The organism is Curtobacterium sp. MCBD17_003, from assembly GCF_003234885.2.
Classification (GTDB): Bacteria; Actinomycetota; Actinomycetes; order Actinomycetales; family Microbacteriaceae; genus Curtobacterium.
Genome location: NZ_CP126275.1, coordinates 2837462 through 2863698 on the forward strand (window position 1 = coordinate 2837462; position 26237 = coordinate 2863698).

Sequence of the window (26237 nt, forward strand, 5' to 3'; positions counted from 1 at the left end):
GCTCCTTCCGTCACCTCGACGGTCGACCCGCCGCCCCCAGGATCCACCAAGACGGCGGCGGGGTCGTGCCTACGCCTCGCCCGGCGTCTCCGCGCTCGCCACGAGCGTCGCCCGGCCGAGGATGTGCGACGACATGGTGAACCCGAGGTAGGCGGGCGTGGCGTCGGCCGGCACTCCGATGTCCGCGACGTCGAGCGCGTGCACGACGATGAAGTACCGGTGCGGACCGTGGCCCGCGGGCGGCGCCGCCCCGACGAACTGGGGCGCCCGGGCGTCGTTCTGCAGTTGGATCGCGCCGTCCGGGAGGCCCGCCCCGCCCGCAGCCCCCGCTCCGGGCGGCAGCGTGGTCACGTCGGCCGGGATGTTCGCCACGGCCCAGTGCCAGAAGCCGGACATGGTCGGGGCGTCCGGGTCGTACATGGTCACCGCGAAGCTCTTCGTGCCCTCGGGAGCGCCACTCCACGTGAGCTGGGGCGAGACGTCCTCGCCGCCGGGGACGCCCATCATCCCCGACCACTGCGGGGGCCGGAACTCCTGGCCGTCCTGCACGTCGTCACTCGCGACGGTGAACGCGGGCACCTCGGGCAGGCGTCGGAACGGGTGGTTGTCGGTCATGCTCGTCCTCCTCGGTGGGCGGTCGGCCCGCCCCGTGATCGATCATGCCGCGCGGGCCCGAGCCGCGTCCGCGTCCGCGGTCGCATCCGCGGTGCCGTCCTGGTCCGCGTGCCGGTCCGCGTCTGCGTCCGCGGTCAGCGCAGCCGGGGCTGCGCCGAGGCGAGCCGCTCCCAGGACCGCTCCCGGGCCTCCCGGTCGAGCGACGCGTGGTGCAGGACGGCGGCGCGTTCGTGGAGGACCCGAGGTGCGGGGGTCGTCACGGCGACGCGTGCGAGACGGCGTGCGCGGCGATCCGCGCGGGCGGTGCTCCAGTGGACGAGCCCGAGCCCGATGCGGTGGGCGGCTCGTTCGACCGGGTGGACGGACGTGACGGGCACGGTCGCGTTCATGGTCACTCCTTGGGGACGTCGAGGACGGGGAACAGGTTGTAGTTGACGAACACCCGACGCGCAGCCGGGTCGGGGTGGCGCGAGGCCGGGTCGTTGGCGCGGAGGTACCGACCGATGAGGTCGTTGATCCCCCGGTCGAGCTCGGCGAGTTCGTCCGGGGTCATGAGGAGCCAGGCGGTCGAGAAGTCACTGACGTCGCGCCAGGCCTCGGGCAGGTCGTCCGACGAGGCGAGGGCGTCGCGGATGAACTCGGCCGTCGCGTCCTGGAAGCTCATGCTCGCGAGCACGGTGGCCGTGCGCTCCGCCCGGCTCTGGTCGGTTCCGTGGTCGCCGAACTCGAGCGGGCCGGCGTAGCGCCGCCACCAGCGGTCACGGCCGCTGCCGAGTTCGGGTGCCTCCTCGACGATGCCGTGCTTGGCGAGCTGGCGCAGGTGGTAGCTCGTCGATCCGGATGACTCGCCGATCCTGGCGCCGAGCGCGGTGGCCGTGGCCGGGCCGTGCGAGGCGAGCTCGTTGAGCAGCCGGGTCCGCACGGGGTGCGCGAGGGCCTTGAGGGCCTCGACCCGCAGGACGCGGGGCTCGGGGGTGTTCGTCGCCATGACTCCGAAGATACCTTTGCAAAGTGCTCTTTGCAATGGTTTCTTTGCAGTGGCTCCTTTGCGGTGGTGTCGTTGCGGTCAGCCCAGTCGGGTTCCGGATGCTCCGGCACGGGCCGATGCAGCCACCTGAACGACCGCGGCGATGACGATCCCCGTCGCCATCACGGCCCCCATCGCGACCGCCGTCCCCCCGAACCACCCGGCCAGCGGTGTGCCGAGGCCGCCGAGCCCGAAGCTGATGCCACCCTGCAGCGCTGCGGCGGTACCGGGCAAGGCCGCACCGAGGGCCTGCGTCCGCGTCGTGGACCCGGTGATCACGAAGCCCCAGGCACCCGTCACCACCGCCAGGCAGACCCAGACCACGATCGGCCCGAGGCCTGCGAGTGCACTGACGAGCACACCGACCGCGCCGAGGGCACCGACCACGAGTCCCGTCGTCAGGAGCGCGTCCTCGCTGCAGCGTCGGACGAGCCGCCGGAACGCCAGGGTGGTGAGGATCATGCAGCTGGCGTCGACGGCGAAGACGACGGTGTACCCGGTCTCGCTGAACCCGAACTCGGACTGGAACACGAACGAGCTCGTGGAGATGTAGGCGAAGAAGCCGATCGTCGCACGAGGTACCAGTCGAAGCGCGGGATGGCCAGCAACGTCCCCATCCGGCGGAGGTTCGCGCCGAGACCGATTCCCGACGACCGGTCCTGCGGCGCGAGGGTCTCGGGGATGCGGACGAGCACGATCGCGAAGAGGACGAGGCCGAGCACCCCGAGCGCGACGAACATGATCCGCCAGTCACCGACGAGCAGGAGTGCGCCACCGGCCAGGGGCGCGACGACCGGTCCGACGGCGTTGATCGCGGCGAGCGCCGCGTAGATGCGTGGACGGTCGGCAGGAGGCGCGGCGTCGGTGACCACCGCGCGCCCCGCGACCGCGCCGGCGGCACCACCCAGGCCCTCGACCACGCGCGCGATCACGAACACGGCGTTGTCCGGGGCGACGGCGCAGGCGAACGACGCCACCGCGAACAGGCCGGTCCCGCCCAGGAGGATGGACCGGCGCCCCACCGAGTCGCTGAGCGGTCCCACGAGGATCTGACCGACCGCGAACGCGACCAGGAACGCCGTGAGCGACACCTGCACGGCACTCGTGGAGGTCCCGAAGTCCCTCGCGAGCGCAGGCAGCGCGGGGATGTACATGTCCGTCGCGAACGGCGAGATGCCGACGATGACGGCCAGGGGCACGATCGGCGGGAGGGGACGGGAAACCATACGGCGGATGGTATTCCGTCGGTGGGGTGCGGTCCGGGCGAGCGGGGCGCGATGGGGACCGGGTCCGCGGCGGGTGCGGCGCGGTCCCGGGTGCGGCGGGTGCGGTGCTCCGGCCGGGGTCAGGACCCCGCTTCGATGTCGAACACGACCAGGTCGGCGCTCGCCCCGCCGAGGAACGCGGCGACCGGCTGGTGGTCGGGGTGCGGCAGGTAGCCGTCGAGCGCGGCGCGGTCCCGGAACCGGACGACGAGCATCCAGTCGAACCGCCCCTCGAGCCCTTCGCTGCTCACGCTGGGTCCGGCATCGACCGACGTCACCCCGTCGATGCCGGGGAGGTGCTGCCGGACGAGCTCCGCGGCGCGCTGTTCGGATGACGCGTGGTCCCCGCTCCACTGGACGAGGACGACGTGGACGATCTCAGACATGGGTCGAGGCTACGGCGTCGGGGCTCCGACGCTCGGCCTGCACCGCAGCATCCTGTTGTGTGCGAACAGGGGTGTTCGATGCGGCACGCAGCGGAGCCAGCAACCGCTCAGACGGCCGCCGCCCGGCCCTCGGCCGATGGGCGCCTCGCCGCGGCGTCGGCGTACCGGCGGGCGTGACGGAGTCCGAGCAGTGCCAGCACCGCCATCACGACGGCGCCGGCGTACGCGACGACCGCGCCGATGAGCGCGAGCGTGGCCATGGTGTCGAACGCGTACGCGTTGAGGAGCAGGCCGCGGAGGGTCTCGCCGCGGAACACGGTGTCGACCTCGGCGGCGAGTGCGGCGTCCTTCGGGTGCGCCTGCGCCTCGGCGGACAGTTCGGAGTACGTCTTCCCGCCGGTCATCTCCCGCAGGTGGACCGCGATGTAGTGGTCGGCCCAGGCTTTCGCCTGTGCGCCGGTCTCGAGCTGCTGTCCGGCGTAGCGGTTGAGGTACGGACCGATGTCCTTGCTCTTCAGCGCGTCGCTGCCCTTCGCCGGGAACTGGATCTTCTCGGCGACGAGCTGGTCCCGCACCTGGTCGTGCACGTACACGTGCGCCCAGGTCATGAGGACACCCGCCAGGAGCAGGACGAGGGCGATGACCGCGCCGCTCGCGGAGAGGAGTCGGTCGAGTACGGTGCGGTTCACGGTTCTTGCCTTCCGTCGGTGTGCTGCCCGCTGTCACTGCCGCCGCGGCGCTGGGCCGCCAGCCGGTGCTCCGCGCGCTCGCGCGCGTCGCGCTTCAGGCGCTCCCACTCGTCGGTGGGGAGTCGTCGGACCTCGTCGCGCTCGGGCATGGAACCAGGGTCCCGCCAGGACCGGCTGGTGCAGGAGGGCATTTGGTCCCGACCGCGTCGGGACGACCGGGAGGCCCGGGACGGTCAGCCGCGCCGGACGCCGTAGACGGCCGCTTGCGTCCGACTCTCGAGATGCAGCTTGCCGAGCAGGACGGTCACGTTGTTCTTCACGGTCTTCTCGGCGATGTGGAGTCGTTCGCCGATCTGCCGGTTCGTCAGGCCCTCGACGATGAGGTCGAGGATCTGCTGCTCACGCCGGGTGAGTCCCGCGTCGGAGCCGGGGCTCGCGGGGACGACCGCGGAGCGCACGCGCCGTCCCGCGTCGGCCGGGAAGAGGGTCTCACCCGAGGCGGCACGGCGGATCGCCTCGACGAGTTTGTTCCCACGGATGTCCTTGAGAACGGACCCGCTCGCTCCGGCGAGGACCGCGGCCGTCGTCGCCTCGTCGTCGTCGTAGGCGGTGAGCATGAGGCACGGGAGGTCCGGATTGGCCGAGCGCACCGTCCGGCACAGGTCGATGCCGCTGCCGTCCGGCAGGCGGACGTCGAGCACGGCGATGTCCGGCCGGGTCGCGGCGATACGCGGGACGGCCCGGCCGATGGTCTCGGCCTCGCCCACCACCTCGAGGTCGGGCTGCGCGTCGATGATCCGCGCCACGCCCTGCCGGACGAGTTCGTGGTCGTCGACGAGGAACACGCGGATCGTCATGCTCCCTCCCCCTCGGTCACCGGGACCCGCCAGGTCATCGTGGTGCCGCCTCCGTCGCGGCCGTCGAGCGCGTAGTGGCCGCCGCGGGCGGCAGCCCGTGCGGCGAGGTTCGCGGTGCCGCTCGCCCGGCCCGGGCGGCCGAGCCCGCGGCCGTCGTCCTCGACGAGCACGGTCAGGTGGTCGTCCTCGAGCAGCACGCGGACGTCGGTCGTGGAGGCGCGCGCGTGGCGCCCGACGTTCGTCAGCGATTCCCGGACGACCGCGACGACGTCGTCGGCGAGTTCGTCCGGGACGAGCGCGTCCACCGGCCCACCGAAGGTGACGCTCGGCGGCCCGGCGAGCATGGGCGTGACCTCGGCGATCGTGTCGAGGACGCGGTGCCGGATGGTGGTCGGGGCCGTGCGGGGCGGTGTCTTCAGCGCGAACACCGCCGTGCGGATCTCGGCGATCGCGGTGTCGATGGCGTCGATCTGGTCCGCGAACTCCTGACGGACGGTCGCGGGGACCGCGGGCTCGAGGCTCTGGAGCGTCAGGCCCGCCGCGAACAGCCGCTGGATGACGTGGTCGTGGAGGTCACGCGCGATCCGACTCCGGTCCTCGATGCGCTGGAGCTCCTGCCGGTCGAGCCGTCCGCGGGCGAGCTCGAGCGCCACGCTGGCCTGTGCCGCGAACTCCGACGCCAGGTCGAGTTCGGAGCTGGCGAACGGCGGGCGTCCTGCTCGACGCGCGAGCAGGAGCGTTCCGAGCGGGGCGGCCGTCGCGGCGAACGGCACCGCGGCGGCCCATCGGAGTCCGTCCGGCCAGTCGACGGAGTCCTCGCGGAGGTCGCCCGTGGTGACGTGCCCGCTCTCGATGGACCGGCCGGCGATCGTGTCGTCGGCGTCCTCGATCACCGCTCCGAGATCCCGTGCGTCGACCCCGCGGGCGCCGTCGACGCGGAAGCCCGTGTTGTCCGGGACCAGCACGCAGGCGAGATCGGCGTCGACCAGCGGGGCGACGCGGTCCACGACGACGCCGAGGCCGTCGACGGCATCGGACGACAGCAGCGCGGTCGTCACGTCGGCGAGCGCCACCGACCACCGCTGGCGGCGTCGGGACTCGTCGAAGAGGCGCGCGTGGTCGATGGCCGCGCCGGCGCTGGCGGCCAGGGAGGCCACGAGTTCCTCGTCCTCCTCGCTGAACACGCCGGACTCCCGCGTCAGGTACAGGTTGCCGAACAGCTCGTCCCGCACGCGGATCGGCACCCCGAGGAACGCCTCCATCGGCGGGTGGTGCTCGGGGAACCCGGCTGCTCGGGGATCCGCTGCGAGGTGCTCGAGCCGGGTCGGGGTCGTGGTGGTCAGGATCGCGCCGAGCAGCCCCCGGCCGCGGGGGAGGTCCCCGATCGCGGCGACCTCCGCGTCGGACATCCCGACGTGGACGAACTGCTCGAGGGTGCCGTCGGGGGCGATTACCCCGAGCGCACCGTAGCGGGCGCCGGCGAGTTCGACCGCGGCCTCGACGATGCGCCGGAGCACGACGGGCAGGTCGAGCTCCTCGACCACGAGCCGGTTCGCGCGGAGGAGCTGCCGGAGACGCCCCTGGGTCGCGAGGACCTCGTTCGCGCGATCGACGAGGTCGCCGATGGTGCGCTCGAGTGCCGTCCGCGGCGCGTTCGGGAACTCGAGTCGGTCCTGCTCCTGCCCCACGCCGGTCCTCTCGCTCGCCCCCTCACCCTACGGGGCGGCGCAGCCGCGGGAGCCGGGACCTTGGTCTCTGGGTCCGGTCCGCCACAGCACGGACCATCGAGGAGGAGGCGGCACATGGGTGAGCGGTACATCGTCGGGTTCGACGACTCGCGGCCGAGTCGACGCGCATTGGACTGGGCGCTCGACCGCGCCGCGCGCGACCACGGGTCCGTCGTGCTCGCCCACGTCCGCACGGTTCCGGACGGCCCACCCTCCGACCCGGACCTGGAGGCCGCGGTCACCCGTGCTCGCACCCGCCGTCGCGACGTCGGGGTGTCGCTGCTGCGGATCGACGGGGACGACGTCGTGGCCGCCCTGCTCGGGGTAGCCGAGGACGAGGACCTCCTCGTGGTGGGCACGCACAAGACGGGTCACCTGCACGGCCGGGCGCTCGGCACGCGGGCGCTCGCCCTCGCGGCTGGCGCGCGCTGTTCGGTCGTCGTCGTCCCGGACACGGACCTGCGGTTCCGTCGCGGTGTCGTCGCGGGCGTCGGCGGCGGTGCAGGGGCGGCGCACGTGTGCGAGACCGCGGCCAGGGAGGCCGAACACCGTGAGGAGGAACTCGTGCTCGTCCGGGCGCTCGAACCCGACGGCTCCGGCGACGACGGCACCCCGCTCGGCACCACCGGCGGACGCGTCCAGGACGCCCACCCGCTCCTCGAGGTGTCCGCGCGCACCGCTTCCCGTCCAGCGGCGCCCATGCTGCTCGATGTCGCGCTGGGGCACGCGCTCCTCGTCATCGGCGCGCGCCATCCGGCCCAGGCGCCGGCCGGGTACGTCGGCGCGGTGCTCCACGACGTGCTCATCAACCTGACCGCACCCGTGCTCGTGACCCGCCACCGCGACCTCGTCGCGACCGCGGCAGCGAGTGGTGCGGCCACTCGACCGGACCCCATCGAGGAGAACGCATGACCGACACGACCATCAGCAGGACCGACACCACGGCGACCGAGGTCGCCTTCCGGCGCGGCAACGGAGCGGAGGTGGACGAGCCCACGATCGACCGCCTCGACGCGTGGTGGCGGACCGCCAACTACCTCTCCGTCGGGCAGATCTACCTGCTCGACAACCCGCTGCTCCGACGGCCGCTCACCCGTGACGACGTCAAACCGCGCCTCCTCGGTCACTGGGGAACCACCCCCGGACTCAACTTCGTCTACGCCCACCTGAACCGGGCCATCCAGGAACGCGATCTCGACACGCTGTACGTCACGGGGCCGGGGCACGGCGGCCCGGGCATGGTGGCGAACGCCTACCTCGACGGCACCTACACCGAGGTCTACCCACGGATCGGGCAGGACGAGGACGGCGTCCGGCACCTGTTCCGTCAGTTCTCCTTCCCCGGCGGCATCCCGAGCCACGCGGCACCCGAGACCCCGGGCTCGATCCACGAGGGCGGGGAACTCGGCTACGCCCTGTCACACGCGTACGGCGCCGCCTTCGACAACCCGGACCTCCTCGTCGCCGCGGTCGTCGGCGACGGCGAGGCCGAGACCGGCCCCCTGGCGACCAGCTGGCACTCCAACAAGTTCATCGACCCGCTCCACGACGGCGTCGTGCTCCCGATCCTGCACCTCAACGGGTACAAGATCGCGAATCCGACCGTGCTCGCCCGGATCCCCGAGGAGGAGCTGCTGTCGCTCATGCGCGGGTACGGCCACACCCCCTACGTCGTGTCCGGCGGGTTCGACGGCGAGGACCCGCGGGCGGTCCACCGCCGGATGGCGGAGACCCTCGACCGGGTCCTCGACCACGTCGCCGAGATCAAGGCCGCAGCCGCCGCGGGCACCCTGGAGGGCCGCCCCGCCTGGCCGATGATCGTCCTGCGCACACCGAAGGGCTGGACGTGCCCCGCCGAGATCGACGGCAAGCCCGCCGAGGGCAGCTGGCGTGCCCACCAGGTGCCGCTCGCGAGCGCCCGGGACACCGAGGAACACCTGCAGGTGCTCGAGGGCTGGCTTCGCTCCTACCGACCCGAGGAGCTGTTCGACGACGAGGGCCGGCCCGTCGCACTCGCGACGGCGCTCGCCCCGACCGGCGACCGGCGGATGAGCGCCAACCCCGTCGCGAACGGCGGGCTGCTCAAGCGGGACCTCGTGTTGCCCGACTTCCGCGACTACGCGGTCGACGTCCCCACGCACGGCGGCTCCATCGACGAGTCCACCCGGGTCCTCGGTCGGTGGCTCGCCGACGTCGTCCTCGCGAATCCGGACACGTTCCGGATCTTCGGCCCCGACGAGACCGCGTCGAACCGCCTGAACGCCGTGCTCGACGTGACCGACAAGCAGTGGGACGCCGAGGTGGTGCCGTCGGACGAGCACCTCGCGCGCGCGGGCCGCGTCATGGAGATGCTGAGCGAGCACCAGTGCCAGGGGTGGCTCGAGGGCTACCTGCTGACCGGACGGCACGGACTGTTCACCAGCTACGAGGCCTTCATCCACATCGTCGACTCGATGCTCAACCAGCACGCGAAGTGGCTCAAGGTGAGCAAGACCATCCCGTGGCGGCGGCCGATCGCGTCGCTCAACTATCTGCTGTCGTCGCACGTGTGGCGCCAGGACCACAACGGGCTGTCGCACCAGGACCCGGGTTTCATCGACCACGTCGTCAACAAGAAGCCAGACATCGTTCGGGTGTACCTGCCGTTCGACGCCAACACGTTGCTCTCGACGTACGACCACTGCCTCCGGAGCGTCGACTACGTCAACGTCGTCGTGGCGGGCAAGCAGCCGACGTTCAACTGGCTCCCCATGGACGAGGCGATCGCGCACATGACCCGCGGCCTCGGCATCTTCGACTGGGCCGGCACCGAGGTCGACGGCGAGGAGCCCGACGTGGTCCTCGCGTGCGCCGGCGACGTCCCGACGCTCGAGACCCTGGCGGCCGCGTCGATCCTCCGCCGCGAGGTCCCGTCGCTCCGGGTCCGGGTCGTCAACGTCGTCGACCTCATGCGGTTGGTGAGCGAGGGCGAGCACCCGCACGGGTTGTCCGACGCCGAGTTCGACGCCGTGTTCACCCCCGACAAGCCGGTCGTCTTCGCCTACCACGGGTACCCGTGGCTCATCCACCGACTGACGTACCGCCGACACGGCAGCGGCAACCTGCACGTCCGCGGCTACACGGAGGAGGGCACGACGACGACGCCCTTCGACATGGTCATGCTCAACGACGTGGACCGGTACCACCTCGTCATCGACGTGCTCGACCGCGTTCCCGGGCTCGCGTCCCGCTCAGCCGGACTCCGTCAGCGCATGCAGGACGCCCGCATGGCTGCCCGCGCCTGGACCCGGGAGCACGGGGAGGACATCCCCGAGGTCGCCGACTGGACCTGGACCGACGACGGTGACGCGCACCACGACGCCGCCGCGGTCCGTTCGGCGAACGTCGGTGTCGACACCGTCTCGGCCACTGCTGCCACGGGTGGTGACAACGAGTGAGCGAGCACCGGAACGACCCCGAGCCCGTCCCGACCCGCACCTCCGACCGGCCCGGCGCCCACGCGTCGACCGCACCGGTCGAGGAGCTCGTCCTGGTCCTCGATCCGGACCAGTGCTGGACCCGACTGCGCGACGCGAGCACCGGGCGGGTGGCGTTCCGCACCGACGAGAGCATCGAGATCCTGCCCGTCAACCACCTCTCCGACGACCGCCAGATCGTCTTCGCGACCTCGAGCCACGCGATCCTCGCCGCCGTGGCCGACCGACGTGAACTCGTCTTCGAGGTCGACCACCACGACGGGTGGACCGCCTGGAGCGTCGTCGTCCGCGGGCCAGCCCGCACGACCCAGGCGAACGACGGCACGGCGGGGCGACTCCGGTCGATGCTGCCCACGCCGAAGATCGCGACGGTGGTCATCGAACCGACGACCGTCACCGGGCGCCTGTTCGACCAGGCCGCGCCCTGACGCGGACGCTGCGGTCAGCGCGCGCGGCCACTGCGGTCAGCGCGCGCTCATTTGCCCGCGCCCATGGTGAGCCCGGCGACGAGCTGCCGCCGCGCGAGCAGGTACAGCACCAGGATCGGCAGCGCGGAGAGCACGACCGCCGCGAGCGTCGCCGGCACGTTGATGCTGAACTGCCCCTGGAAGTTCCACAGCGCGAGCGGCAGGACGCGCTTGTCGTCGCTCTGCGTCAGCACGAGGGGCAGCAGGAACCCGTTCCAGACCTGGAGCGCGTCGTAGATCGCGACCGTCGCGATGGACGACCGCGACAGCGGGAGCACGAGGCGCCACAGGATGGCCCACTGCCCCGCACCGTCGACCCGCATCGCCTCGAACAGCTCCCCCGGGATGTCGCGGATGAAGTTGACGAGGATGAGGACCGTGATCGGGATCGCGAAGGCGATCGACGGCAGGATCACCGCGGCGAGCGTGTCGTACAGGCCGACGCGGCCGAGCACGAAGAACAGCGGGATGACGGTCGCCTGCAGCGGGATCGCCAGGCCCAGGAGGAACAGCGAGTAGGTGCTCCGGACGATCCACCGCCGCGAGCGCACGATCGCGTAGGCCGCGAGCAGGCAGACGGCGGTCGTCACGACGACGGTGACGAGCGAGACGATCACGCTGTTCGCGAAGTAGACGCCGAAGCCGGACTGCAGCACGAGCGCGTAGCTCGCCAGGGTCGGGTGCGTCGGCGGCGCGAGGGGGTTCCGCGTGTAGTACGAGCCCTGCGCGGTGATGCTCGTGATCACGACGTAGTAGATCGGCAGGAGCACGACGGCGAGCCAGACCCAGGCCGCGACCGCGCCGACGACGTTCCGGTTGGCCCGTGTGCGCCGTGGCCGACCGGCGCCGTTCGTGCGGGTCGTGGTGGATCCGCCCACGGCGGTGTCCCGGACGCTTGCGATCGCCATCAGGCGCCTTCCTGCTCGCTGGTCATGCGGTTGAACCCGCTGAACCGGGTGAGTGCGAGCGCGATGACCAATCCGATGACGACGAGGATGACGGCGAGCACGCTCGCGTCGCCGAGGTCGCTGGCGGAGAAGCCGGTCAGGTACATGTCGAGTGGGAGGATCCGGGTCGCGTACCCGGGGCCGCCCTGCGTGAGGACGTACACGATGTCGAAGTAGGTCAGGGACCCGACGATCATGAGCGTCGAGGACGTGATGATCGTGTTCCGGAGCTGCGGCAGCGTGATGCTGAAGAACTGGCGGACCCGTCCGGCCCCGTCGATCTGCGACGCCTCGTAGAGGGACGCCGGGATCTGGCGCGCGCCGGCTTGGTACAGCAGCGAGTGGAACGGGATGAACTGCCACGCGATGACGAAGATCACCACGTACAGCGCCGTGGCGGGGCTGCCGAGCCAGTCCTTCGACAGCGCGGGCAACCCGAACGCGTGACCGACGCCGTAGTTCGGGTCGAGCAGCGCCTTGAACGCGATCGCGATCGCGGCCGACGACAGGATCAGGGGCAGGAAGTACAGCGCGGCGAGGACGGCGCGGTACCGCTGCTTGCCCGACACGAAGACCCCGACGAGGATGCTCATCGGCGTCTGGATCACCCACGAGATCACGATCACCTGCAGCGTGAGCCACAGCGCGTGGTAGGTCAGTGGATCGCCGAGCTGGGTGATCCAGTTGCGGATCCCGTTGAACACGGGAGCGGTGAGGCCGTCCCAACTCGTGAAGCTGAGGCCCAGCGCGATCACCAGCGGGATGATCGCGAACGCCAGGAACATCGCGAGTGCGGGGATGACGAACCAACTGCTCGGGGCCGATCCGTCGATGACGGCCCCACCGTTCCGTGTGCGCATGCCTACTTGCCGATGGTCGTGTTCATGTGGTCGGAGAACTGCTTCGGCGTCTCCGACTGGTTGAAGAGCAGGTCGAGCTGGGTCCAGAACTCCGTCGAGGCGGCGGGGCTGAGCGCGAGGTCCCAGGACTGCTGGAAGTGCGGCGCGTCCGTGATCATCTGCTCCGCCTGCTTGGCGAAGTCGCCCTTGAGCCTCGACGACACCCCGGTGACCGGCGGGATTTGCCCCTGCCCGATCATCGTGTTCACGTACGAGTCGTTCCAGACGCTCTTGGTCACGTAGTGCAGCGCGGCCTTCGTCTGGGCGGCGGACGCCTTGGACGACACCGACCAGTAGACCGAGGGGTTGCCCGCGATGTCCTCCGGGTCGCCCTTGCCGCCGGAGACCGCGGGGAACGGTGCGACCTCGAGCTTGCCGCTCTTGACGAAGTTCGGGTCGATCGACGAGATACCCGAGTAGGCCCAGGTGCCCTGGAGGAGGAAGCCCGCGCGGCCCGTCACCATGAGCGCGAGGTCGGCGTTCGTGTCGGCAGACACCGACGCGAACCCGTCCGCGAAGCCCCCGGCCTTGATGAGCTGCTGGATCATCGTCGTGGCCTGGATCACGGCGGGGTCGGACCAGGCGTTCGGCTTGTTGTCGAGGATCGCCTGGAACGGAGCAGGGCCGCCGATCCGGTCGACGAGGTACTCGATGTACATGAGGTACGGCCACTTGCTCTGACCACCGAGCGAGATCGGGGCCACCCCGGCCGCGCGGAGCTTCTTGACGTCCTTGAGCAGGTCGTCCCAGGTGGCCGGAGCCTCGCTGATGCCGGCCTTCTGCAGCACGTCCTTGTTCATGTACAGGACCACGGGCGCGGTGGAACTCGCGGGGATCGCGTAGGTCTTGCCGTTCACCTTGCCGGTGTCCGCGATCGAGGGCACGATCTTGTCGGTGAAGGACGTGTCCGACTTGAGGTCGCTGCTGAGGTCCTTGACGAGCCCGGCCTTGACGTACGACTTGAGCGTGCCGCCGCCCCAGTTGTAGACGAGCGTGGGTGCCTGCGGCGAGTTGATCGCGGTGCGGATCTTGTCCTTGAAGTCGTTCGTGCCGAAGTACGAGTCGGTGATCTTCTGGTCGGGGTGCGCCTTGTTCCACGTCGCGATGGACGGCTGGATGTTCGGCTTGTCGGCGGTGGTGCTCCAGGCCGTGATGGCGCTGCTGGACGAGCCGCTGCCGCCGGCGCTGCACGCGGCGAGGGAGATCGCGACGGCTGCCGCGGCGACGGTGGCGGCGGTCCGGCGGATCAGTCGTCCGCGGGTGATCGGCCGCGACGATGCGGGGATCTTCATGGGGGTACTCCTCAGGAGTCTCGGGATGGTGTGTTGCGGGGACGTCCGGATGGACGGGCCGAGGCCACGAAACGGGCGACGGGAGATCAGGGGACGACGACGGCCTTGAGCGTGTCGGGGCGCGTCGCCGCGTCGAGCGCGGCCTCGACCTCGTCGAGGCCGAACCGACCGGTGACGAGTGCGTCCACGTCGACGAGCCCGGCTGCGATGAGCCGGATGGCGATCGGCCACGTGTTCGCGTACCGGAACACCCCGGTGACGACGAGCTCGCGGTTCTGGATGCGGGACACGGGGAGCCGGATCTCGTCCGCGCCCATGCCGACGAGGACGACACGACCCGCGGGCGCGACGGCGTGGATGCCGGCGCGGACGGCGGGTTCGGCGCCGGACGCGTCGATGAAGGCGTCGACCTCGTAGTCGGCGGTCGCGACGTCGACGACCATCGGGTCGACGACCTCCGTCGCGCCGAAGCGGAGTGCGACCTCCCGGCGTTCGGCCACCGGGTCGCTGACGATGATCCGCGTCGCACCGAACGCGCGAGCGACCTGCGCGGCGATGACACCGATCGGCCCGGCCCCGGCGATGAACACCGAGCTCCCGGGCGCGGTCTGCGCCTTCTGGTTGGCCCAGATGCCGACGCTGAGCGGCTCGCAGAGCGCCGCGGCCTCGATCGACATCGTGTCCGGGATCGGATGGGCGTAATCGGTCTGGATGGCGGCGTACTCCGCGAACGCGCCGTCGATCGGCGGCGTCGCGTAGAACTCCATCGAGGTGCAGAGGTTGTAGCGGCCGTGCTTGCACTGGTCGCAGTGTCGGCAGGCGCGCTGCGGCTCGATCGACACGCGCTCGCCGACGCGGTCCGGTGAGACCGCGGCCCCGACGGCGACGATCGTGCCCGCCGACTCGTGCCCGAGGATCATCGGCTGCTCGACGACGAACGAGCCGATGCGGCCCTCGTGGAAGTAGTGGACATCCGAGCCGCAGACGCCGACGGCGGCGATCCGGACCAGGACCTGGTCGGGATCGAGTCGGGGCACCGGCACGGTGTCGACACGGACGTCGCCGGGGGCGTGCAGGACGCTCGCCCGCATGTGCTCCGCGACGGAGGCGGATGGTGCAGTCATGTGGACCTCTCCGGCCGCGCCATCGCGGCTCCTCGGACCCTCACAGCATCGATGCTGAGTGGTAACGGTTCCAACAATGCGCACGCGCGCCGAGGGTTGTCAACTCCTCTGGCCAAGAAATATGGCGGAATCGGGCCTCCGAGCCCGCCACCATTGACAGCGCCAACGCGATCCTCCTACTGTTCGATGTGGAAACGGTTCCACTTTCTGTTGCCTACCCGAGGAGGGACGCGATGCCACGCAACGCCGCTGCCCCCGCTCGGGACGTCGTCCCTGTCGCTCTGCGCTATGCAGGGCACGCGGCGAGCGCCGCGTCAGGGAGGAGCGACGGATGACCGACAGCACGCAACGCCCCAAGCGGGGCCAGGTCACGATGCGCGAGGTCGCCGAGGCGGCCGGCGTCGGCATGGGCACGGTGTCGCGGGTCTTCTCGAACGTCGGAGCGGTCGCCCCGGCCACGCGCCAGCGGGTGGAGGCGGCGGCCAAGGACCTGCATTACCGTCCGAGCGCGCTCGGTCGCGACCTGAAACGACGGACGACGAACAACATCGGCCTCATCGTCACCGACATCTCGAACAACTTCTACGGGGAGTTCGCCCAGGGGGTCCTCGCGAGCGCCAAGGAGCTCGGACGCCACGTGATCCTCTGCGCGAGCGGCGAGGACCCGGCGACCGAGCGGGAGTACATCGACCTGCTCGTCGAGCAACGCGTGGACGGGATCATCGCCTTCCCCACGGGGAGCAACCTCGACGCGTGGGAGACCGCGCGGGCGATCGGCATCAACGTGCTGTTCGCCGACCGGACGATGGCCGACCTCGACGTGCCGTCCATCCTGGCGGACAACCTCGGGGGCGCCCGCCGACTGACGGAGTACCTCCTCGCCCTGGGGCACGAGCGGATCGGGTACCTCGGTGGGCCTTCCCAACTCACGACGGGCAGCCAGCGCGAGGCGGGGTACCGGCTCGCCCACGAGCAGGCGGGCGTCCCCGTGATCGACGAGCTCGTCGTGCGCACCCGGTTCACCCGGGACACCGCCTACGCGAGCGCGATCCGCCTCCTCGACTCGGCGGTGCCGCCGACCGCGCTCCTCGCCTCGAACAACATCCTCGGCGAGGCGGTGCTGGCCGCGGTCCGCGACCGCGGTCTCCGCGTGCCCGAGGACCTCTCGCTGGTCATGTTCGACGACGTGCCGTGGGCGCGCCTCGTCGACCCGGCGATCACCGTCGCGGCGCAGCCGGCCTGGGGCATGGGCCAGTCGGCGGCGCGGATGGTGCTCACACTCGACGACGACACGCGGTCCCAGGTGGTCCCGGTCGACGTGGTCATCCGGCGCAGCGCCGCTGCCCGGTTCATGGACACTCCCGTCATCGGGAGCTGACCGACGGGTCGGACCCGTCACGTGCCCACGACGCTGTGGGAGGAAGAGCGACACATGGAACGCGGTATCTACTTCGACGGCTGGTACCCGAACGAGCACTGCTACCACCCGAGCATGCCCCCGCGGCGGCTCACGATGGCGGACGACGTCGTCGAGATGGGTGGGACGATGCTCGTCTGGGCCGGCCTCGGCGGCGGCGTGATCAGCCTCCCGTACCTGGAGGACGAGGCGTTCGGGCCGATCCCGCAGCGGTTCCGCCAGCACGGCTACGTCAACGAGTCGGAGTTCATCGCGTACACGAAGGAGCGCGGCGTCGACCTGTTCGGCATCGTGTTCGAGGCGCAGGCGTGGGAGTTCCCCGCCGAGGTCGAGGACGGTCGCGTGCTGGCCCAGAACCAGCTGCGGGACGTCGGCACGCGCACGACGATGGGCCTCCGCGAGTTCTCGACCGACACCGGACCGGCCGACTGGAAGCCGTTCCGCCACTACTTCCCCGACGGCCTCGTCAACAGCGACGGCGACCAGGTCACCGACCTGTGGGAGGAGGTCGTGTCCCGCGACCTCGAGGGCCGCCCCCTGCACGCGCACTGGGTGGAGGTCGACGGCACGGGCCAGTCCTGCTACCTCGCCGACCGGAACAACCCGGTCTGGCGCGAGTACCTCAAGGCGGTCATCCGCGTCCAGATCGACGCCGGGGCGCCCGGGGTCCAGCTCGACGAGACCGACGTGCCACTGCTCGCCCTGCGCTACGGCGGCTGCTTCTGCAAGGACTGCGTCAAGGGGTTCCGGGCGTACCTGCAGACCCTCGACACGCCCCCGACGGAACTCGCCGGGGTCGACCTCGCCACGTTCGACTACCGGCAGTGGCTGCTCGACCAGGGGTACCGGACGGGCACCGCCCCGCAGACGTACCCGCTGTACGCCGAGTACTGCCGCTTCCTGCAGATCGCGATCACCGAGACGTTCCACGAGGTCGCCTCGTACGTGAAGGAGTACGCGGCGTCGCAGGGCAAGCAGGTCCGCGTCGCCGGCAACTTCTACGACTGCGCGCCGTTCTACGAGGCGATGGTCGACGACGTCGACGTGCTCGTCACGGAGATGCGCGAGACGAAGTACCAGCAGCCCTGGTACTTCCGCCACGGCGTCGGGATGAGCCGTGGACGTCCGCTCGTCGCGGTCGAGAACCCGTACGGCGGCATCACCGAGGACCTGCTCCGCCGCATCCAGCGAGGACGCGCCCACGACCTGTTCCGCCTGTCGATCTTCGAGGCGAACGCGATGGGCGCGAACATGTCCCTGCCGTACGGCTCGTGGCTCGGGACCGAGGTGAAGGACTCCTACTGGGTGCCGAAGGACCTGGCGGTCGAGACCGGTCAGGCGCTCGTCGGTCTCGACGCCGTCACGTCGAACGTCTCCGTGCACAGCACCGCCGTCGTCTACTCCGTCCCCAGCGTCATGCGGGCGATGATGGACTCGGACATGTTCAGCGACGACGGCCGCTGGTTCGAGCCCGTCGAGGCGGTCGACGCACGCGCCTCCTCGTACTGGGAGACCATCGAGTGCCTGAGCCGGTCCGGCCGCACCTTCGACGCGATCGTCCTGCCGGACGAGGGCCTCCGCCAGGACGACACGGTGGCAGCGACCTTCGCCCCGTACGCGACCGTCGTCGTACCGGACGCGTGGAACATGAGCGCCCGCCAACACGAGGCGCTCCTCGGCTATCTCGACCAGGGTGGACGCGTCGTGGTCAACGGCGCCTACGGCACCGAGTTGCCGGCGGTCGACCGGGAGGCCCTGCTCACCCACGCCGGGACGACCCACCTCGACGACGTGCACGCGATCCCCGACCTGGTACCGCAGGACGTCCTCGGCGAGTTCGATGAGGCGATGGCCGTCAACGTCCACCAGCTGCCCGACGACACGCTCGCCGTCCACGTCGTCAACTTCGACTACCAGGAGGCCGACGACGCCGTCCAGTGCCGGCTCGACTTCGAGATCGGCGTCCGCACGGATCGCGCGATCACGACCGCGACCGTCCACCGGCCGGGCCTCGCCCCCGAGACCGCGCCCGTGCACCTCGCCGACGGCGTCGCGCGTGTGACCATCCCGACCCTCGACCTCTACGCGGTGGTGCACCTTGCCTGACCGACCTGAGCCGCACGACGCAGCGGACGACGCTGCAGGAGCCGACTGGTCCGCTGCCCCCATCCGCCTCGCCGCGAACCAGCCGCCAGCCCGGCCCTACCGGGGCGGCGCCGGCATCGCGCGCTTCCGCGGCCTCCCCGAATCCGAGGTGGACCCGTACACACCCGAGGACTTCGTGGCCTCGGTCACGACCGTGCACGGGTCCGATCACGTGGGCCTCACCGAACTCGCGCCGGGACTGACGCTCCGCGACGCCGTCCGGGCCGACCCCCAGGGGTTCCTCGGCCCGGAGCACGTCGCCCGGTTCGGTGCCGAGACGATGCTCCTCGTCAAGCTGCTCGACACGGCGGAGCGCCTGTTCGTGCACTTCCACCCGGACGACGACCACGCCCGCACCCACCTCGGCGAGCCCCGCGGCAAGACCGAGGCGTGGATCGTGCTCGCCGTGGCGGACGGCGTCGACGGCTACGCGTCCCTCGGGTTCACCCGCGAGGTCTCCGAGGCCGACGCCGCAGCCTGGTTCGCGGAGCAGGACGCCGGCGCGATGCTCGCCGCGATGCACCGCGTGCCGCTGCAGCCCGGGTCCGTGTTGCTCGTGCCCGCGGGGGTGCCGCACGCGATCGGCCCCGGCATCACGCTCGTGGAGCTGCAGCAGCCCGCGGACCTGTCGATCCTGCTCGAGTACGACGGCTACCCGGGACTGGACGCGTCCACGGCGCTCATGGGGAACGACCTGCACGAATCGCTCCAGGCGCTCGACCGTCGCGCGTGGACCGCGGAGGACGTCGCCCGGCTGGTCGGCGACCCCGCCGCACCGGACGACACCACCGCCTCCGTGTTCCCACCCGCCGCGGACCCGTTCTTCCGCGCCGAACGGATCCGCACGACGGAACCCGTGCGCCTGCCGGCGGCGTTCGCGGTCGTCGTGGTCGTCGGCGGCAGCGGGACGATGGGGTCCGGGTCGGGCACGCTCCCGCTCGCCGCGGGTGACACGGTGCTCGTGCCGTTCGCCGTGGGCGACGTCGAGCTCTCCCCCGGGCTCGACGTCATCCGGGCGCTCCCGCCGCGGCCGTGAGTCCGGGCGCCGATGGGGGCGCCGTGACGCTTCACCGCGACTGCGTCACGTCGTCACCGACCGGGTCGCCGCCAGCGAACAGCGATGCCAGTGCGTGGGGAGCCCCGGTGCCGAACACCAGATCCACGGTCTCATGTGCGGCGGCGGCCTCGGCTTCGCTGCGCTCGAACATGACGGCCTCGTACGAGGCCAGCGCTGCCTCCAGATCGTCCGGCTGTGCGGCGATGGCCTCGCCGAGCTCCGCCCCGTCGAGCATGGCGATGTTCGCGCCCTCGCCACCGGGCACCGTGACGTGCGCGGCGTCACCGAGGAGTGTCACGCCCGGGACCCGGACCCAACGGTGCCGGTCGGGGAGCTCGTGGATGCTGCGGAGGACGGGCGCCGTGTCGCTGTCCGTGACGAGCGCGGTGAGTTCCGGTGCCCATCCATCGAACTCGGCAGCGATGCGGGCGCGAGTGACGTCGGCGTCGGCGAAGTCGATGCCGTCGAACCATGCCAGCGGGTGGGACAAGATCACGTAGGTGTGGATGACGTTCCCGGCCTCCCGGTGTGCGAGGAAGCCCGTTCCGGGCTCGAGTGCGTAGAGGGCGCTTCGTCAGGAACGAGACGTTCCTGTTCGAGTGACGTTGCGGCGACCCAGCTTGGGTCGTACTTGTTGCTGTCTGACGCACGGCAGCTCGGGGACGCCCCCGCCGACGTCGAGCGCCGCGGCGAGTGGACCCGTCTCGCTGCGGAGGTGGACACCTTCCGGGCTCGGTACCGCGTGGACGCGGCCGAGACCCAGGCGATCCCCGCAGCCTTCCGTGAGCAGAAGATCGGCAGCTCGCCGCCCGGGTCACGGCTACGGGGAAGGCCGCGAAGCTGACGACGCGGCCACCGGCCACGGTAGAGGACCGGCAGCGCGAGGCCCAGCGGGCCTCGCAGGCAGCCGCTGACGTTCGCGCCGCAAAGCAGGGCATGACGACTGCCGCGAGCCCGCGGGTCACACAGGGAGGAGCCGCGATGAGCGACGCAGGGGAAGAGGCGTTCGGTCACGTCGGCCGGGCGATCGGTCGTGTGGCGAAGGCGGCCACCAACGAGGTCACGAAGGCGGCCGACCGGACGCGTGCCGAGCGGGAGCGCGACACGATACGCGCCGCCGGTGTCGACCCGGACGCCGGCGTGTCTCCTGAGGCGAAGGAGCGCGCAGCCGGGCAGCGCGAGCAGCAGCAGGACGACCGTGGCCGCGATCGCGGCGATGAGGGCCGCGAGCGGTGACACCGGGCCGTACGGCATTCAGATGGTGCGAAACGGTGCCGCGCTGGCCCGCTTGTGGCCCCAGCCGTGCTCACCGACCGACATCGGCGGCTGCGCGTTGCACAATGACCTGCAGGAACGGCAGGTAGGAGCTTTTGGTCGGATCTACAAGGCCTCTTTCGGAATCGTCGGGCGCTCGGATCGAACCGCAAAATACGCTAACCGAGCCTCCGCCGCTGCTTTGGCGCCTCGTAGTGGTCGCCACAGCAAGTGGCTCTATGCTACGTGCATGAACCAGGAACCGGGCTGGTACGACGATCCGGACCCGTGGTATGTGCGGTACTGGGACGGGTCAGCCTGGGCGGGTCGCAGACCAAGGTATCCGGCGGACTTTCAGGCGGAGTCTTCCGCGCACCAGTCGGTCCCAGTCCCTCACGCTGCCACCAAGGCAACTTGGGCACTCGCAGTCTCCGCACTCTTTGCGCTGAACGATGTCGCCGTTCTCCCGATTGGTTATTCGCCGCTGAGCGACACGAACTGGGCTTTGATTTCAGCTATAGCAGTCCCAGTAGGAACAATTGCCGCGTTACTCCTGCTCATTCTATATGTCCGCGGGCTACGGCTAGAGTGGGCGAATGGGCTTGCAATATGCATCGGTCTAGTCATGGTGCTATCTTTCCCGATTGGAATGCTCGTCACAAGCGGATTGCATTCCTTTGGAGTGACCGGTCCGTGACGCCTAACAATTAGTGAGGGTGTGCCCGGCGTTTTGATGCCGCGCACACCCTCACTAATATGTTATTCGGGACTGCTGCAGGTTCGGTTGACTCCTGACCTCTGAGGATTCGGTCCTCGGTGGAAGGATGCTGATCATGCCCAGGCCCTATCCGGAGGAGTTCCGACGCGACGTTGTCGCGGTCGCTCGTCGGGGCGAGATCCCGTTGACGCAGGTCGCGAAGGACTTCGGGATATCCGAAGGAACGGTGACGAACTGGCTCCGTCGCGCGGACGTCGATGACGGCGTCAAGCCTGGCGTCACCAGTGCCGAGGGCGCGGAGCTGCGGGAGTTGCGGAAACGGAACCGGCTGCTCGAGCAGGAGAACGAGATCCTCCGCCGCGCCGCGGCGTATCTCTCCCAGGCGCACCTCCCAAAATGATGTACCCGCTGGTCCGCGAACTGGCCGTCGACGGGATCCCCGTCGCGGTGACCTGCCGGGTGCTGGGGTTCTCCAAGCAGGCGTACTACGCCTGGCGAAGCGGCCCGGTGACGGACCGGGACTGGGCGGATGCGCACTGGATCAACGCCGCGGTCGACGTCCACCACGACGACCCAACGTTCGGGTACCGGTTCCTCGCTGACGACCTTCGAGCCGCCGGCCACCAGGTGTCCGAGCGGCGGGTGTGGCGATTGTGCTCGCAGCAGCGGCTCTGGTCGCTGCATGCGAAGAAGCGGGGCCTGACCCGGAAAGCCGGACCTCCCGTGCACGATGACCGAGTCCGGCGGACATTCACCGCGCCGGACCTGGACCGGCTCTGGCTGACGGACATCACCGAGCACAACACCAGCGAGGGCAAGCTCTACCTCTGCGCGATCAAGGACGCCTGTTCCCGCCGGATCGTGGGCTACTCCATCAGCGATCAGATGCGCTCCTCGTTGGCGGTCGCGGCGTTGCAGATGGCGATCTCCCGCCGGAACCCATCAGGAACGGTCGTTCACTCGGACCGAGGTAGCCAATTTCGTTCCAACAAGTTCGTCCGCGCGCTCTCGGATGCCGGGCTCCTGGGATCGATGGGCAGGGTCGGCGCGTGCGCGGACAACGCCGCAATGGAATCCTTCTTCGCGCTCCTGCAGAAGAACGTCCTGAACCGCCATCGATGGAGCAGTCGGGAGCAGCTCCGGCTGGCGATAGTGCATTGGATCGAGGGCACGTACCACCGGAAACGCCGGCAGCGGGGCCTCGGGAAGTTGACCCCGATCGAGTACGAAGCAATCATCAATCCATCGGTCGCACTCGCGGCCTAAACCAACGAGTCAACGAAACCTGCAGCAGTCCCCCCCGAAGCTCGCCGAACTCACCGATGACGTCCTCTTCGCCGACGTCTGGAACCGACCGGAACTGTCCGCACGAGACCGAAGCCTCATCACCGTCGCGGTCCTCACCGCCGGCGGGAACACTGAACAGCTCCGCTTCCACCTCGGCCGCGCAGTCGAGAACGGCGTCACCCAAGACGAACTGATCGAAGCCATCACCCACGTGACGCTCTACGCCGGCTGGCCCAACGGCATGGCAGCGATGGGCGTCGCGAAGCAACTCTTCGCACCGGAGGAACAGTGAACACCGAGCCCGCAACACCAACCTTGAAAAACCCGCCCGAGCAGTTCGCCGGAGACGTCTGGCTCGACCCCATCGCGCTCCCCCACGAGGACGGGCAGCACATGGTCGTCGCGACCGTTCGCTTCGCCCCCGGCGCCCGCACAGCGTGGCACTCCCACGAGAAGGGCCAGTACCTCCGCGTCACCGCGGGCATCGGCCGCTTCGGAACACGCGACGGTCAGATCATCGACGTGCACCCCGGCCAGACGATCTACACCCCGCCCGGCCAAGAACACTTCCACGCAGCAGCGCCCGGAGTGTTCATGGAGCACATCGCGATGCTCGAGAACGGTGACGATCCCGCCACCACCACGACGTGGTTCGAACACATCACCGACGACGAGTTCAACGGGCACTGACCCACACCACCACCAACGAGCGAGACCCCTGCGCAACGCAGCGGTCTCGCTCGTTCCATTTGACGATCCCTCGCCGGGACGTTGGATTCACTCGCGTCGAAGCAGGTGATGCGTCTCTGTATCGTCGAACCGAACGAACCCGAGCCGTTCGTACAAGCGGCGCGCTGGTGCGTTCAGCTTGTGTACCTGCAGCAACGTTCCGCGCTGGGCTTTCGCGGCCTCATCCAGAACCCATGAGAGGACGGCAGCACCGATGCCCAGGGCGAGAAGTGTCGCCGCTTCAGCTGCTGCCAGGGCCTCCTACTTGGTGACAGGCGTGGACCGGATCCGATCAGTCGCCAACGGGGCCGAGCAGCGTTGTCCCGCCGTTGAGGTCTCAGACACCCTGGGAGCGTGCGTACTCGGCCCGGGCGCGCTTGAGACTGAAGTCGTCGGGAAGCGGTTGGCCCGCAGCGTTCAGCACGTTCCCTGTCGCGGGATCGCGCACTTCAGTATTCGGGAAGTCCATCGGCAGGGTGGTGTAGCCCTGCGCGAGCTCTCGCTTCTTCACCACCGCGTAGTAGACATTCGAGATGGCGAAGGCGACGATCAGCGGGAACATGATCACGTACCAGGCAGGATTGCGCAGGGCCGAGAAGTCGAAGATCGCGAACGCGAGCATGGTGAGCATGTCGACGAAGAAGATTCCGAACATCCACACCCGCGCGAACAGCAGCCATCTTGCAGTCGGGCCGGGAATCAGATTCGTCCTTGGATCGACCACGAGCGGCCCCTTTCACGTAGATAGACACTAGCCGACGGAGACGTCCCGCCTCCGCCACCCAGCTGAAGCTCGGACAGCGGGCCTGGACTCGATCACGGTCGACTCCGCCTTCCGCAGGGGTGCCGCGTTCCTCGCCATCCTTGTCTTGGTTGTGTGGGCGGTGGTGACGCAGGTCCCTGCGATCGCGACCAGACAAGGCGCACTCTCCAGCGCAAATTCGCGTCGAGACGCTGCCTGGTAGTCAATCGGCTGCTGAACGTCGACATCAGTCCTTAGCCTGGTACGGGACGGCGCCATCGGTGGACCGATATGGAATCGGGAAACTCGAGCAGATGACGCCGTTCTCGTAGTCATCCTTGACCGTGTCCATGAAGGCGTCTGCCTCGTCGGCTGTAGCGAACACGCCCACGACTGTGTTGTGCGGTGAATCGTCGTGCTGGACGATCCAGACTTCCTCGCCTGCATAGGGCTTCGGGCGTCGGAAGAAGGGTGGCTCCGGACTGCGTTTGCTCACGAGGGGGAGTGTAGGACTTCGCTGTCCCTTAGCCGGTCCTCCAGTGGCCGTCCTGATGTTTACAGGTGGCCCCGACTCCTGCCGCCCTAGTCCAAGGCGTGCCCCGTCTCACATAGGTGGTCCGCGACCTTTTGCAGTTGGCGCACGCCATTCGGACGCCTCGCGACGAATGAAGGCTTGGCCGACCCGTTATGGACGTGCGCCGCCCGCGCTGCCAAACAACGTGTCCGTCTTTGTATTTCAGACACGTTGAGTGGCAGTTGGACAAGTTAGCTGGCGGACGACAAGGGCGGCCCAAGGCTTATCGACGAACCGCGAGAACATTCCGTGGGGTGCCACCGTGATCGTGTGCCGACCCCTCGAGAGCGTCCGAGTACCAAGGAGCCGCGCAGCGCTGTACCGTCGCGACCACCACGTGCGTTCTCCCCTCAGCCCGCAGGACGCTGTGCTCCTGGCTCGAGCTCGCCGGCTGCCTACGCCCGATCTCGGATGACGTCACCCAGAGTCGGTTGTGCCACGAGCGGCGATTTACAACGTTTGGTGCAAATACCCGATGATGGGTGCCATCCAACACTCGGGCTCGGAGCGGCGGGGCGCTGACGCCGCCGGATCAGCGAGCGCTCGGGATCAGAAGTCCCAGTCCTCGTCCTCAGTGTTCACGGCCTTGCCGATGACGTACGACGAACCCGACCCCGAGAAGAAGTCGTGGTTCTCGTCGGCGTTCGGCGACAGGGCCGAGAGGATGGCCGGGTTCACGTCGGTGATGTTCTTCGGGAACATCGGCTCGTAGCCCAGGTTCATGAGCGCCTTGTTGGCGTTGTAGTGCAGGAACTTCTTGACGTCCTCGGTCAGGCCGACGCCGTCGTAGAGGTCCTGCGTGTACTGCGCCTCGTTGTCGTAGAGCTCGTAGAGCAACGAGAACGTGTAGTCCTTCAGGTCCTGCCGCTCGGCCTCGGTGACGAGCTCGAGCCCCTTCTGGAACTTGTAGCCGATGTAGTACCCGTGCACGGCCTCGTCGCGGATGATCAGGCGGACCAGGTCGGCCGTGTTCGTCAGCTTCGCGCGCGACGACCAGTGCATCGGCAGGTAGAAGCCCGAGTAGAACAGGAACGACTCGAGCAGGGTCGACGCGACCTTGCGCTTGAGCGGCTCGTCGCCCTTGTAGTAGTCCATCACGATGGACGCCTTCTTCTGCAGGTTCGGGTTCTCCACCGACCAGCGGAAGGCCTCGTCGATCTCGGGCGTCGACGCGAGGGTCGAGAAGATCGACGAGTAGCTCTTGGCGTGCACCGACTCCATGAACGCGATGTTCGTGTAGACGGCTTCCTCGTGCGGGGTGAGCGCATCGGGGATCAGCGAGACCGCGCCGACCGTGCCCTGGATGGTGTCGAGCAGCGTCAGGCCGGTGAACACGCGCATGGTCAGCGTCTGCTCCTCGGGCGTGAGCGTGTTCCACGACTGCACGTCGTTCGACAGCGGCACCTTCTCGGGCAGCCAGAAGTTGTTGACGAGGCGGTTCCAGACCTCGACGTCCTTGTCGTCCTGGATGCGGTTCCAGTTGATGGCCTGGACCGAATCGATGAGCTTCAGCTTCTCGACCAACGTGGGTTCCTCGTTCGGG

General features: G+C 69.5%; 29 protein-coding genes. 10 read left to right on the top strand and 19 right to left on the bottom strand.

Going from position 1 to position 26237, the window contains the following annotated elements:
- Window positions 1-69: 69 nt before the first annotated feature.
- The 10 genes from DEI88_RS13330 to DEI88_RS13375 all read right to left on the bottom strand — a co-directional run bounded on the left by DEI88_RS13330 (window position 70) and on the right by DEI88_RS13375 (window position 6527).
- Entirely contained in the window at window positions 70-615 is a 546-nt protein-coding gene (locus tag DEI88_RS13330; protein ID WP_111072805.1) for a YbhB/YbcL family Raf kinase inhibitor-like protein, read from the bottom strand.
- Window positions 616-749: 134 nt separating this feature from the next.
- Complete coding sequence (locus tag DEI88_RS13335; RefSeq protein ID WP_111027567.1) at window positions 750-1004, bottom strand: hypothetical protein; 255 nt, start codon at window positions 1002-1004, stop codon at window positions 750-752.
- A 2-nt stretch (window positions 1005-1006) separates the two neighbouring features.
- Window positions 1007-1603, bottom strand: a complete 597-nt coding sequence (locus tag DEI88_RS13340) for an ArsR/SmtB family transcription factor (RefSeq protein ID WP_111072803.1) — start codon at window positions 1601-1603, stop codon at window positions 1007-1009.
- A gap of 78 nt (window positions 1604-1681) precedes the next feature.
- Window positions 1682-2173 carry an MFS transporter gene (locus DEI88_RS13345; RefSeq protein WP_111072802.1) on the bottom strand — a complete coding sequence of 164 codons (492 nt, stop codon included), beginning with the start codon at window positions 2171-2173 and terminating at the stop codon, window positions 1682-1684.
- The gene (locus DEI88_RS13350) at window positions 2101-2868 is read right to left on the bottom strand and encodes an MFS transporter (protein ID WP_111072801.1); all 768 of its coding nucleotides are present in this window, start codon (window positions 2866-2868) and stop codon (window positions 2101-2103) included. Before DEI88_RS13350 ends, DEI88_RS13345 begins: the two co-directional genes overlap by 73 nt.
- 119 nt (window positions 2869-2987) lie before the next feature.
- Window positions 2988-3293: a Dabb family protein gene (locus tag DEI88_RS13355; protein ID WP_111050044.1), complete on the bottom strand. Its 306-nt coding sequence runs from the start codon at window positions 3291-3293 to the stop codon at window positions 2988-2990.
- A 107-nt stretch (window positions 3294-3400) separates the two neighbouring features.
- Window positions 3401-3982, bottom strand: coding sequence for a hypothetical protein (locus DEI88_RS13360; RefSeq protein ID WP_111011393.1), 582 nt, complete (start codon window positions 3980-3982; stop codon window positions 3401-3403).
- Window positions 3979-4131, bottom strand: a complete 153-nt coding sequence (locus DEI88_RS13365) for a hypothetical protein (RefSeq protein ID WP_181434991.1) — start codon at window positions 4129-4131, stop codon at window positions 3979-3981. Before DEI88_RS13365 ends, DEI88_RS13360 begins: the two co-directional genes overlap by 4 nt.
- An 84-nt stretch (window positions 4132-4215) precedes the next feature.
- Window positions 4216-4839 carry a response regulator gene (locus DEI88_RS13370; protein WP_111014169.1) on the bottom strand — a complete coding sequence of 208 codons (624 nt, stop codon included), beginning with the start codon at window positions 4837-4839 and terminating at the stop codon, window positions 4216-4218.
- A complete protein-coding gene (locus DEI88_RS13375; protein ID WP_111072799.1) occupies window positions 4836-6527 on the bottom strand; it encodes a GAF domain-containing sensor histidine kinase in 1692 nt (563 codons plus the stop codon). The genes DEI88_RS13370 and DEI88_RS13375 overlap by 4 nt, the downstream gene beginning before the upstream one ends.
- A 114-nt stretch (window positions 6528-6641) precedes the next feature.
- Between DEI88_RS13375 and DEI88_RS13380 the strand changes: the two genes are divergently transcribed.
- Genes DEI88_RS13380 through DEI88_RS13390 form a run of 3 tightly spaced genes read left to right on the top strand, consistent with a single transcriptional unit; the run spans window position 6642 to window position 10470 of the window.
- Window positions 6642-7478 (top strand): universal stress protein, encoded by an 837-nt coding sequence (locus tag DEI88_RS13380; protein WP_111072798.1) that lies wholly within the window; start codon window positions 6642-6644, stop codon window positions 7476-7478.
- Window positions 7475-10003 (top strand): phosphoketolase family protein, encoded by a 2529-nt coding sequence (locus DEI88_RS13385; RefSeq protein WP_111072797.1) that lies wholly within the window; start codon window positions 7475-7477, stop codon window positions 10001-10003. Before DEI88_RS13380 ends, DEI88_RS13385 begins: the two co-directional genes overlap by 4 nt.
- On the top strand, window positions 10000-10470 hold the full coding sequence (locus DEI88_RS13390) for a pyridoxamine 5'-phosphate oxidase family protein (protein WP_111072796.1): 471 nt from the start codon (window positions 10000-10002) through the stop codon (window positions 10468-10470). Before DEI88_RS13385 ends, DEI88_RS13390 begins: the two co-directional genes overlap by 4 nt.
- Before the next feature lie 47 nt (window positions 10471-10517).
- Here DEI88_RS13390 and DEI88_RS13395 read toward each other — a convergent pair whose 3' ends face one another.
- The 4 genes from DEI88_RS13395 to DEI88_RS13410 all read right to left on the bottom strand — a co-directional run bounded on the left by DEI88_RS13395 (window position 10518) and on the right by DEI88_RS13410 (window position 14771).
- Window positions 10518-11417, bottom strand: a complete 900-nt coding sequence (locus DEI88_RS13395; RefSeq protein WP_111011388.1) for a carbohydrate ABC transporter permease — start codon at window positions 11415-11417, stop codon at window positions 10518-10520.
- Entirely contained in the window at window positions 11417-12316 is a 900-nt protein-coding gene (locus tag DEI88_RS13400) for a carbohydrate ABC transporter permease (RefSeq protein WP_111014174.1), read from the bottom strand. The genes DEI88_RS13395 and DEI88_RS13400 overlap by 1 nt, the downstream gene beginning before the upstream one ends.
- A 2-nt stretch (window positions 12317-12318) precedes the next feature.
- A complete protein-coding gene (locus tag DEI88_RS13405) occupies window positions 12319-13647 on the bottom strand; it encodes an extracellular solute-binding protein (protein WP_111072795.1) in 1329 nt (442 codons plus the stop codon).
- Window positions 13648-13733: 86 nt separating this feature from the next.
- On the bottom strand, window positions 13734-14771 hold the full coding sequence (locus DEI88_RS13410) for an NAD(P)-dependent alcohol dehydrogenase (RefSeq protein ID WP_111050050.1): 1038 nt from the start codon (window positions 14769-14771) through the stop codon (window positions 13734-13736).
- Between the two features lie 331 nt (window positions 14772-15102).
- Here DEI88_RS13410 and DEI88_RS13415 point away from each other — a divergent pair, with 331 nt between their 5' ends.
- Genes DEI88_RS13415 through DEI88_RS13425 form a run of 3 tightly spaced genes read left to right on the top strand, consistent with a single transcriptional unit; the run spans window position 15103 to window position 19369 of the window.
- Window positions 15103-16149 (top strand): LacI family DNA-binding transcriptional regulator, encoded by a 1047-nt coding sequence (locus DEI88_RS13415; RefSeq protein WP_111011384.1) that lies wholly within the window; start codon window positions 15103-15105, stop codon window positions 16147-16149.
- A 54-nt stretch (window positions 16150-16203) separates the two neighbouring features.
- On the top strand, window positions 16204-18294 hold the full coding sequence (locus tag DEI88_RS13420; protein ID WP_111072794.1) for a hypothetical protein: 2091 nt from the start codon (window positions 16204-16206) through the stop codon (window positions 18292-18294).
- Window positions 18287-19369, top strand: a complete 1083-nt coding sequence (locus DEI88_RS13425; protein ID WP_111072793.1) for a class I mannose-6-phosphate isomerase — start codon at window positions 18287-18289, stop codon at window positions 19367-19369. Before DEI88_RS13420 ends, DEI88_RS13425 begins: the two co-directional genes overlap by 8 nt.
- Window positions 19370-19400: 31 nt before the next feature.
- On the opposite strand, the gene DEI88_RS13430 is transcribed toward DEI88_RS13425, so the two are convergent.
- Window positions 19401-19886 carry an FAD-dependent oxidoreductase gene (locus tag DEI88_RS13430; protein WP_220038193.1) on the bottom strand — a complete coding sequence of 162 codons (486 nt, stop codon included), beginning with the start codon at window positions 19884-19886 and terminating at the stop codon, window positions 19401-19403.
- A 485-nt stretch (window positions 19887-20371) separates the two neighbouring features.
- Here DEI88_RS13430 and DEI88_RS13435 point away from each other — a divergent pair, with 485 nt between their 5' ends.
- The 4 genes from DEI88_RS13435 to DEI88_RS13450 all read left to right on the top strand — a co-directional run bounded on the left by DEI88_RS13435 (window position 20372) and on the right by DEI88_RS13450 (window position 23339).
- Window positions 20372-20626, top strand: coding sequence for a hypothetical protein (locus DEI88_RS13435; RefSeq protein ID WP_111027578.1), 255 nt, complete (start codon window positions 20372-20374; stop codon window positions 20624-20626).
- An 851-nt stretch (window positions 20627-21477) separates the two neighbouring features.
- Window positions 21478-22628, top strand: a protein-coding gene (locus DEI88_RS13440; RefSeq protein WP_111072811.1) for an IS3 family transposase whose coding sequence is annotated in 2 segments (ribosomal slippage) — window positions 21478-21745 and window positions 21745-22628 — 1152 coding nt in all. Because the reading frame shifts where the segments join, the coding sequence is not laid out codon by codon here.
- Between the two features lie 19 nt (window positions 22629-22647).
- On the top strand, window positions 22648-22941 hold the full coding sequence (locus DEI88_RS13445) for a carboxymuconolactone decarboxylase family protein (RefSeq protein ID WP_111072791.1): 294 nt from the start codon (window positions 22648-22650) through the stop codon (window positions 22939-22941).
- Window positions 22938-23339: a cupin domain-containing protein gene (locus DEI88_RS13450; protein WP_111072790.1), complete on the top strand. Its 402-nt coding sequence runs from the start codon at window positions 22938-22940 to the stop codon at window positions 23337-23339. The genes DEI88_RS13445 and DEI88_RS13450 overlap by 4 nt, the downstream gene beginning before the upstream one ends.
- A gap of 87 nt (window positions 23340-23426) precedes the next feature.
- On the opposite strand, the gene DEI88_RS16460 is transcribed toward DEI88_RS13450, so the two are convergent.
- From DEI88_RS16460 to nrdF, 4 genes are all read right to left on the bottom strand, one after another.
- Window positions 23427-23633, bottom strand: coding sequence for a GNAT family N-acetyltransferase (locus DEI88_RS16460; protein WP_111072789.1), 207 nt, complete (start codon window positions 23631-23633; stop codon window positions 23427-23429).
- A gap of 82 nt (window positions 23634-23715) precedes the next feature.
- A complete protein-coding gene (locus DEI88_RS13455) occupies window positions 23716-24102 on the bottom strand; it encodes a hypothetical protein (protein ID WP_284183553.1) in 387 nt (128 codons plus the stop codon).
- A 265-nt stretch (window positions 24103-24367) separates the two neighbouring features.
- The gene (locus DEI88_RS13460) at window positions 24368-24616 is read right to left on the bottom strand and encodes a hypothetical protein (protein ID WP_284183554.1); all 249 of its coding nucleotides are present in this window, start codon (window positions 24614-24616) and stop codon (window positions 24368-24370) included.
- Window positions 24617-25243: 627 nt separating this feature from the next.
- Window positions 25244-26218, bottom strand: a complete 975-nt coding sequence (gene nrdF / locus DEI88_RS13465; protein ID WP_111010416.1) for a class 1b ribonucleoside-diphosphate reductase subunit beta — start codon at window positions 26216-26218, stop codon at window positions 25244-25246.
- Window positions 26219-26237 lie beyond the last annotated feature (19 nt).

Excerpts from the sequence above, each read along its gene's own strand:
- DEI88_RS13380 (WP_111072798.1), top strand. The coding sequence starts at position 6,642 with ATGGGTGAGCGGTACATCGTCGGGTTCGACGACTCGCGGCCGAGTCGA.
- DEI88_RS13330 (WP_111072805.1), bottom strand. The coding sequence starts at position 615 with ATGACCGACAACCACCCGTTCCGACGCCTGCCCGAGGTGCCCGCGTTC.
- DEI88_RS13415 (WP_111011384.1), top strand. The coding sequence starts at position 15,103 with ATGACCGACAGCACGCAACGCCCCAAGCGGGGCCAGGTCACGATGCGC.
- DEI88_RS13385 (WP_111072797.1), top strand. The coding sequence starts at position 7,475 with ATGACCGACACGACCATCAGCAGGACCGACACCACGGCGACCGAGGTC.
- DEI88_RS13335 (WP_111027567.1), bottom strand. The coding sequence starts at position 1,004 with ATGAACGCGACCGTGCCCGTCACGTCCGTCCACCCGGTCGAACGAGCC.
- DEI88_RS13420 (WP_111072794.1), top strand. The coding sequence starts at position 16,204 with ATGGAACGCGGTATCTACTTCGACGGCTGGTACCCGAACGAGCACTGC.
- DEI88_RS13365 (WP_181434991.1), bottom strand. The coding sequence starts at position 4,131 with ATGCCCGAGCGCGACGAGGTCCGACGACTCCCCACCGACGAGTGGGAG.
- DEI88_RS13370 (WP_111014169.1), bottom strand. The coding sequence starts at position 4,839 with ATGACGATCCGCGTGTTCCTCGTCGACGACCACGAACTCGTCCGGCAG.
- DEI88_RS13350 (WP_111072801.1), bottom strand. The coding sequence starts at position 2,868 with ATGGTTTCCCGTCCCCTCCCGCCGATCGTGCCCCTGGCCGTCATCGTC.
- DEI88_RS13395 (WP_111011388.1), bottom strand. The coding sequence starts at position 11,417 with ATGGCGATCGCAAGCGTCCGGGACACCGCCGTGGGCGGATCCACCACG.
- DEI88_RS13340 (WP_111072803.1), bottom strand. The coding sequence starts at position 1,603 with ATGGCGACGAACACCCCCGAGCCCCGCGTCCTGCGGGTCGAGGCCCTC.
- DEI88_RS13410 (WP_111050050.1), bottom strand. The coding sequence starts at position 14,771 with ATGACTGCACCATCCGCCTCCGTCGCGGAGCACATGCGGGCGAGCGTC.
- DEI88_RS13435 (WP_111027578.1), top strand. The coding sequence starts at position 20,372 with ATGAGCGACGCAGGGGAAGAGGCGTTCGGTCACGTCGGCCGGGCGATC.
- DEI88_RS13405 (WP_111072795.1), bottom strand. The coding sequence starts at position 13,647 with ATGAAGATCCCCGCATCGTCGCGGCCGATCACCCGCGGACGACTGATC.
- DEI88_RS13355 (WP_111050044.1), bottom strand. The coding sequence starts at position 3,293 with ATGTCTGAGATCGTCCACGTCGTCCTCGTCCAGTGGAGCGGGGACCAC.
- DEI88_RS13400 (WP_111014174.1), bottom strand. The coding sequence starts at position 12,316 with ATGCGCACACGGAACGGTGGGGCCGTCATCGACGGATCGGCCCCGAGC.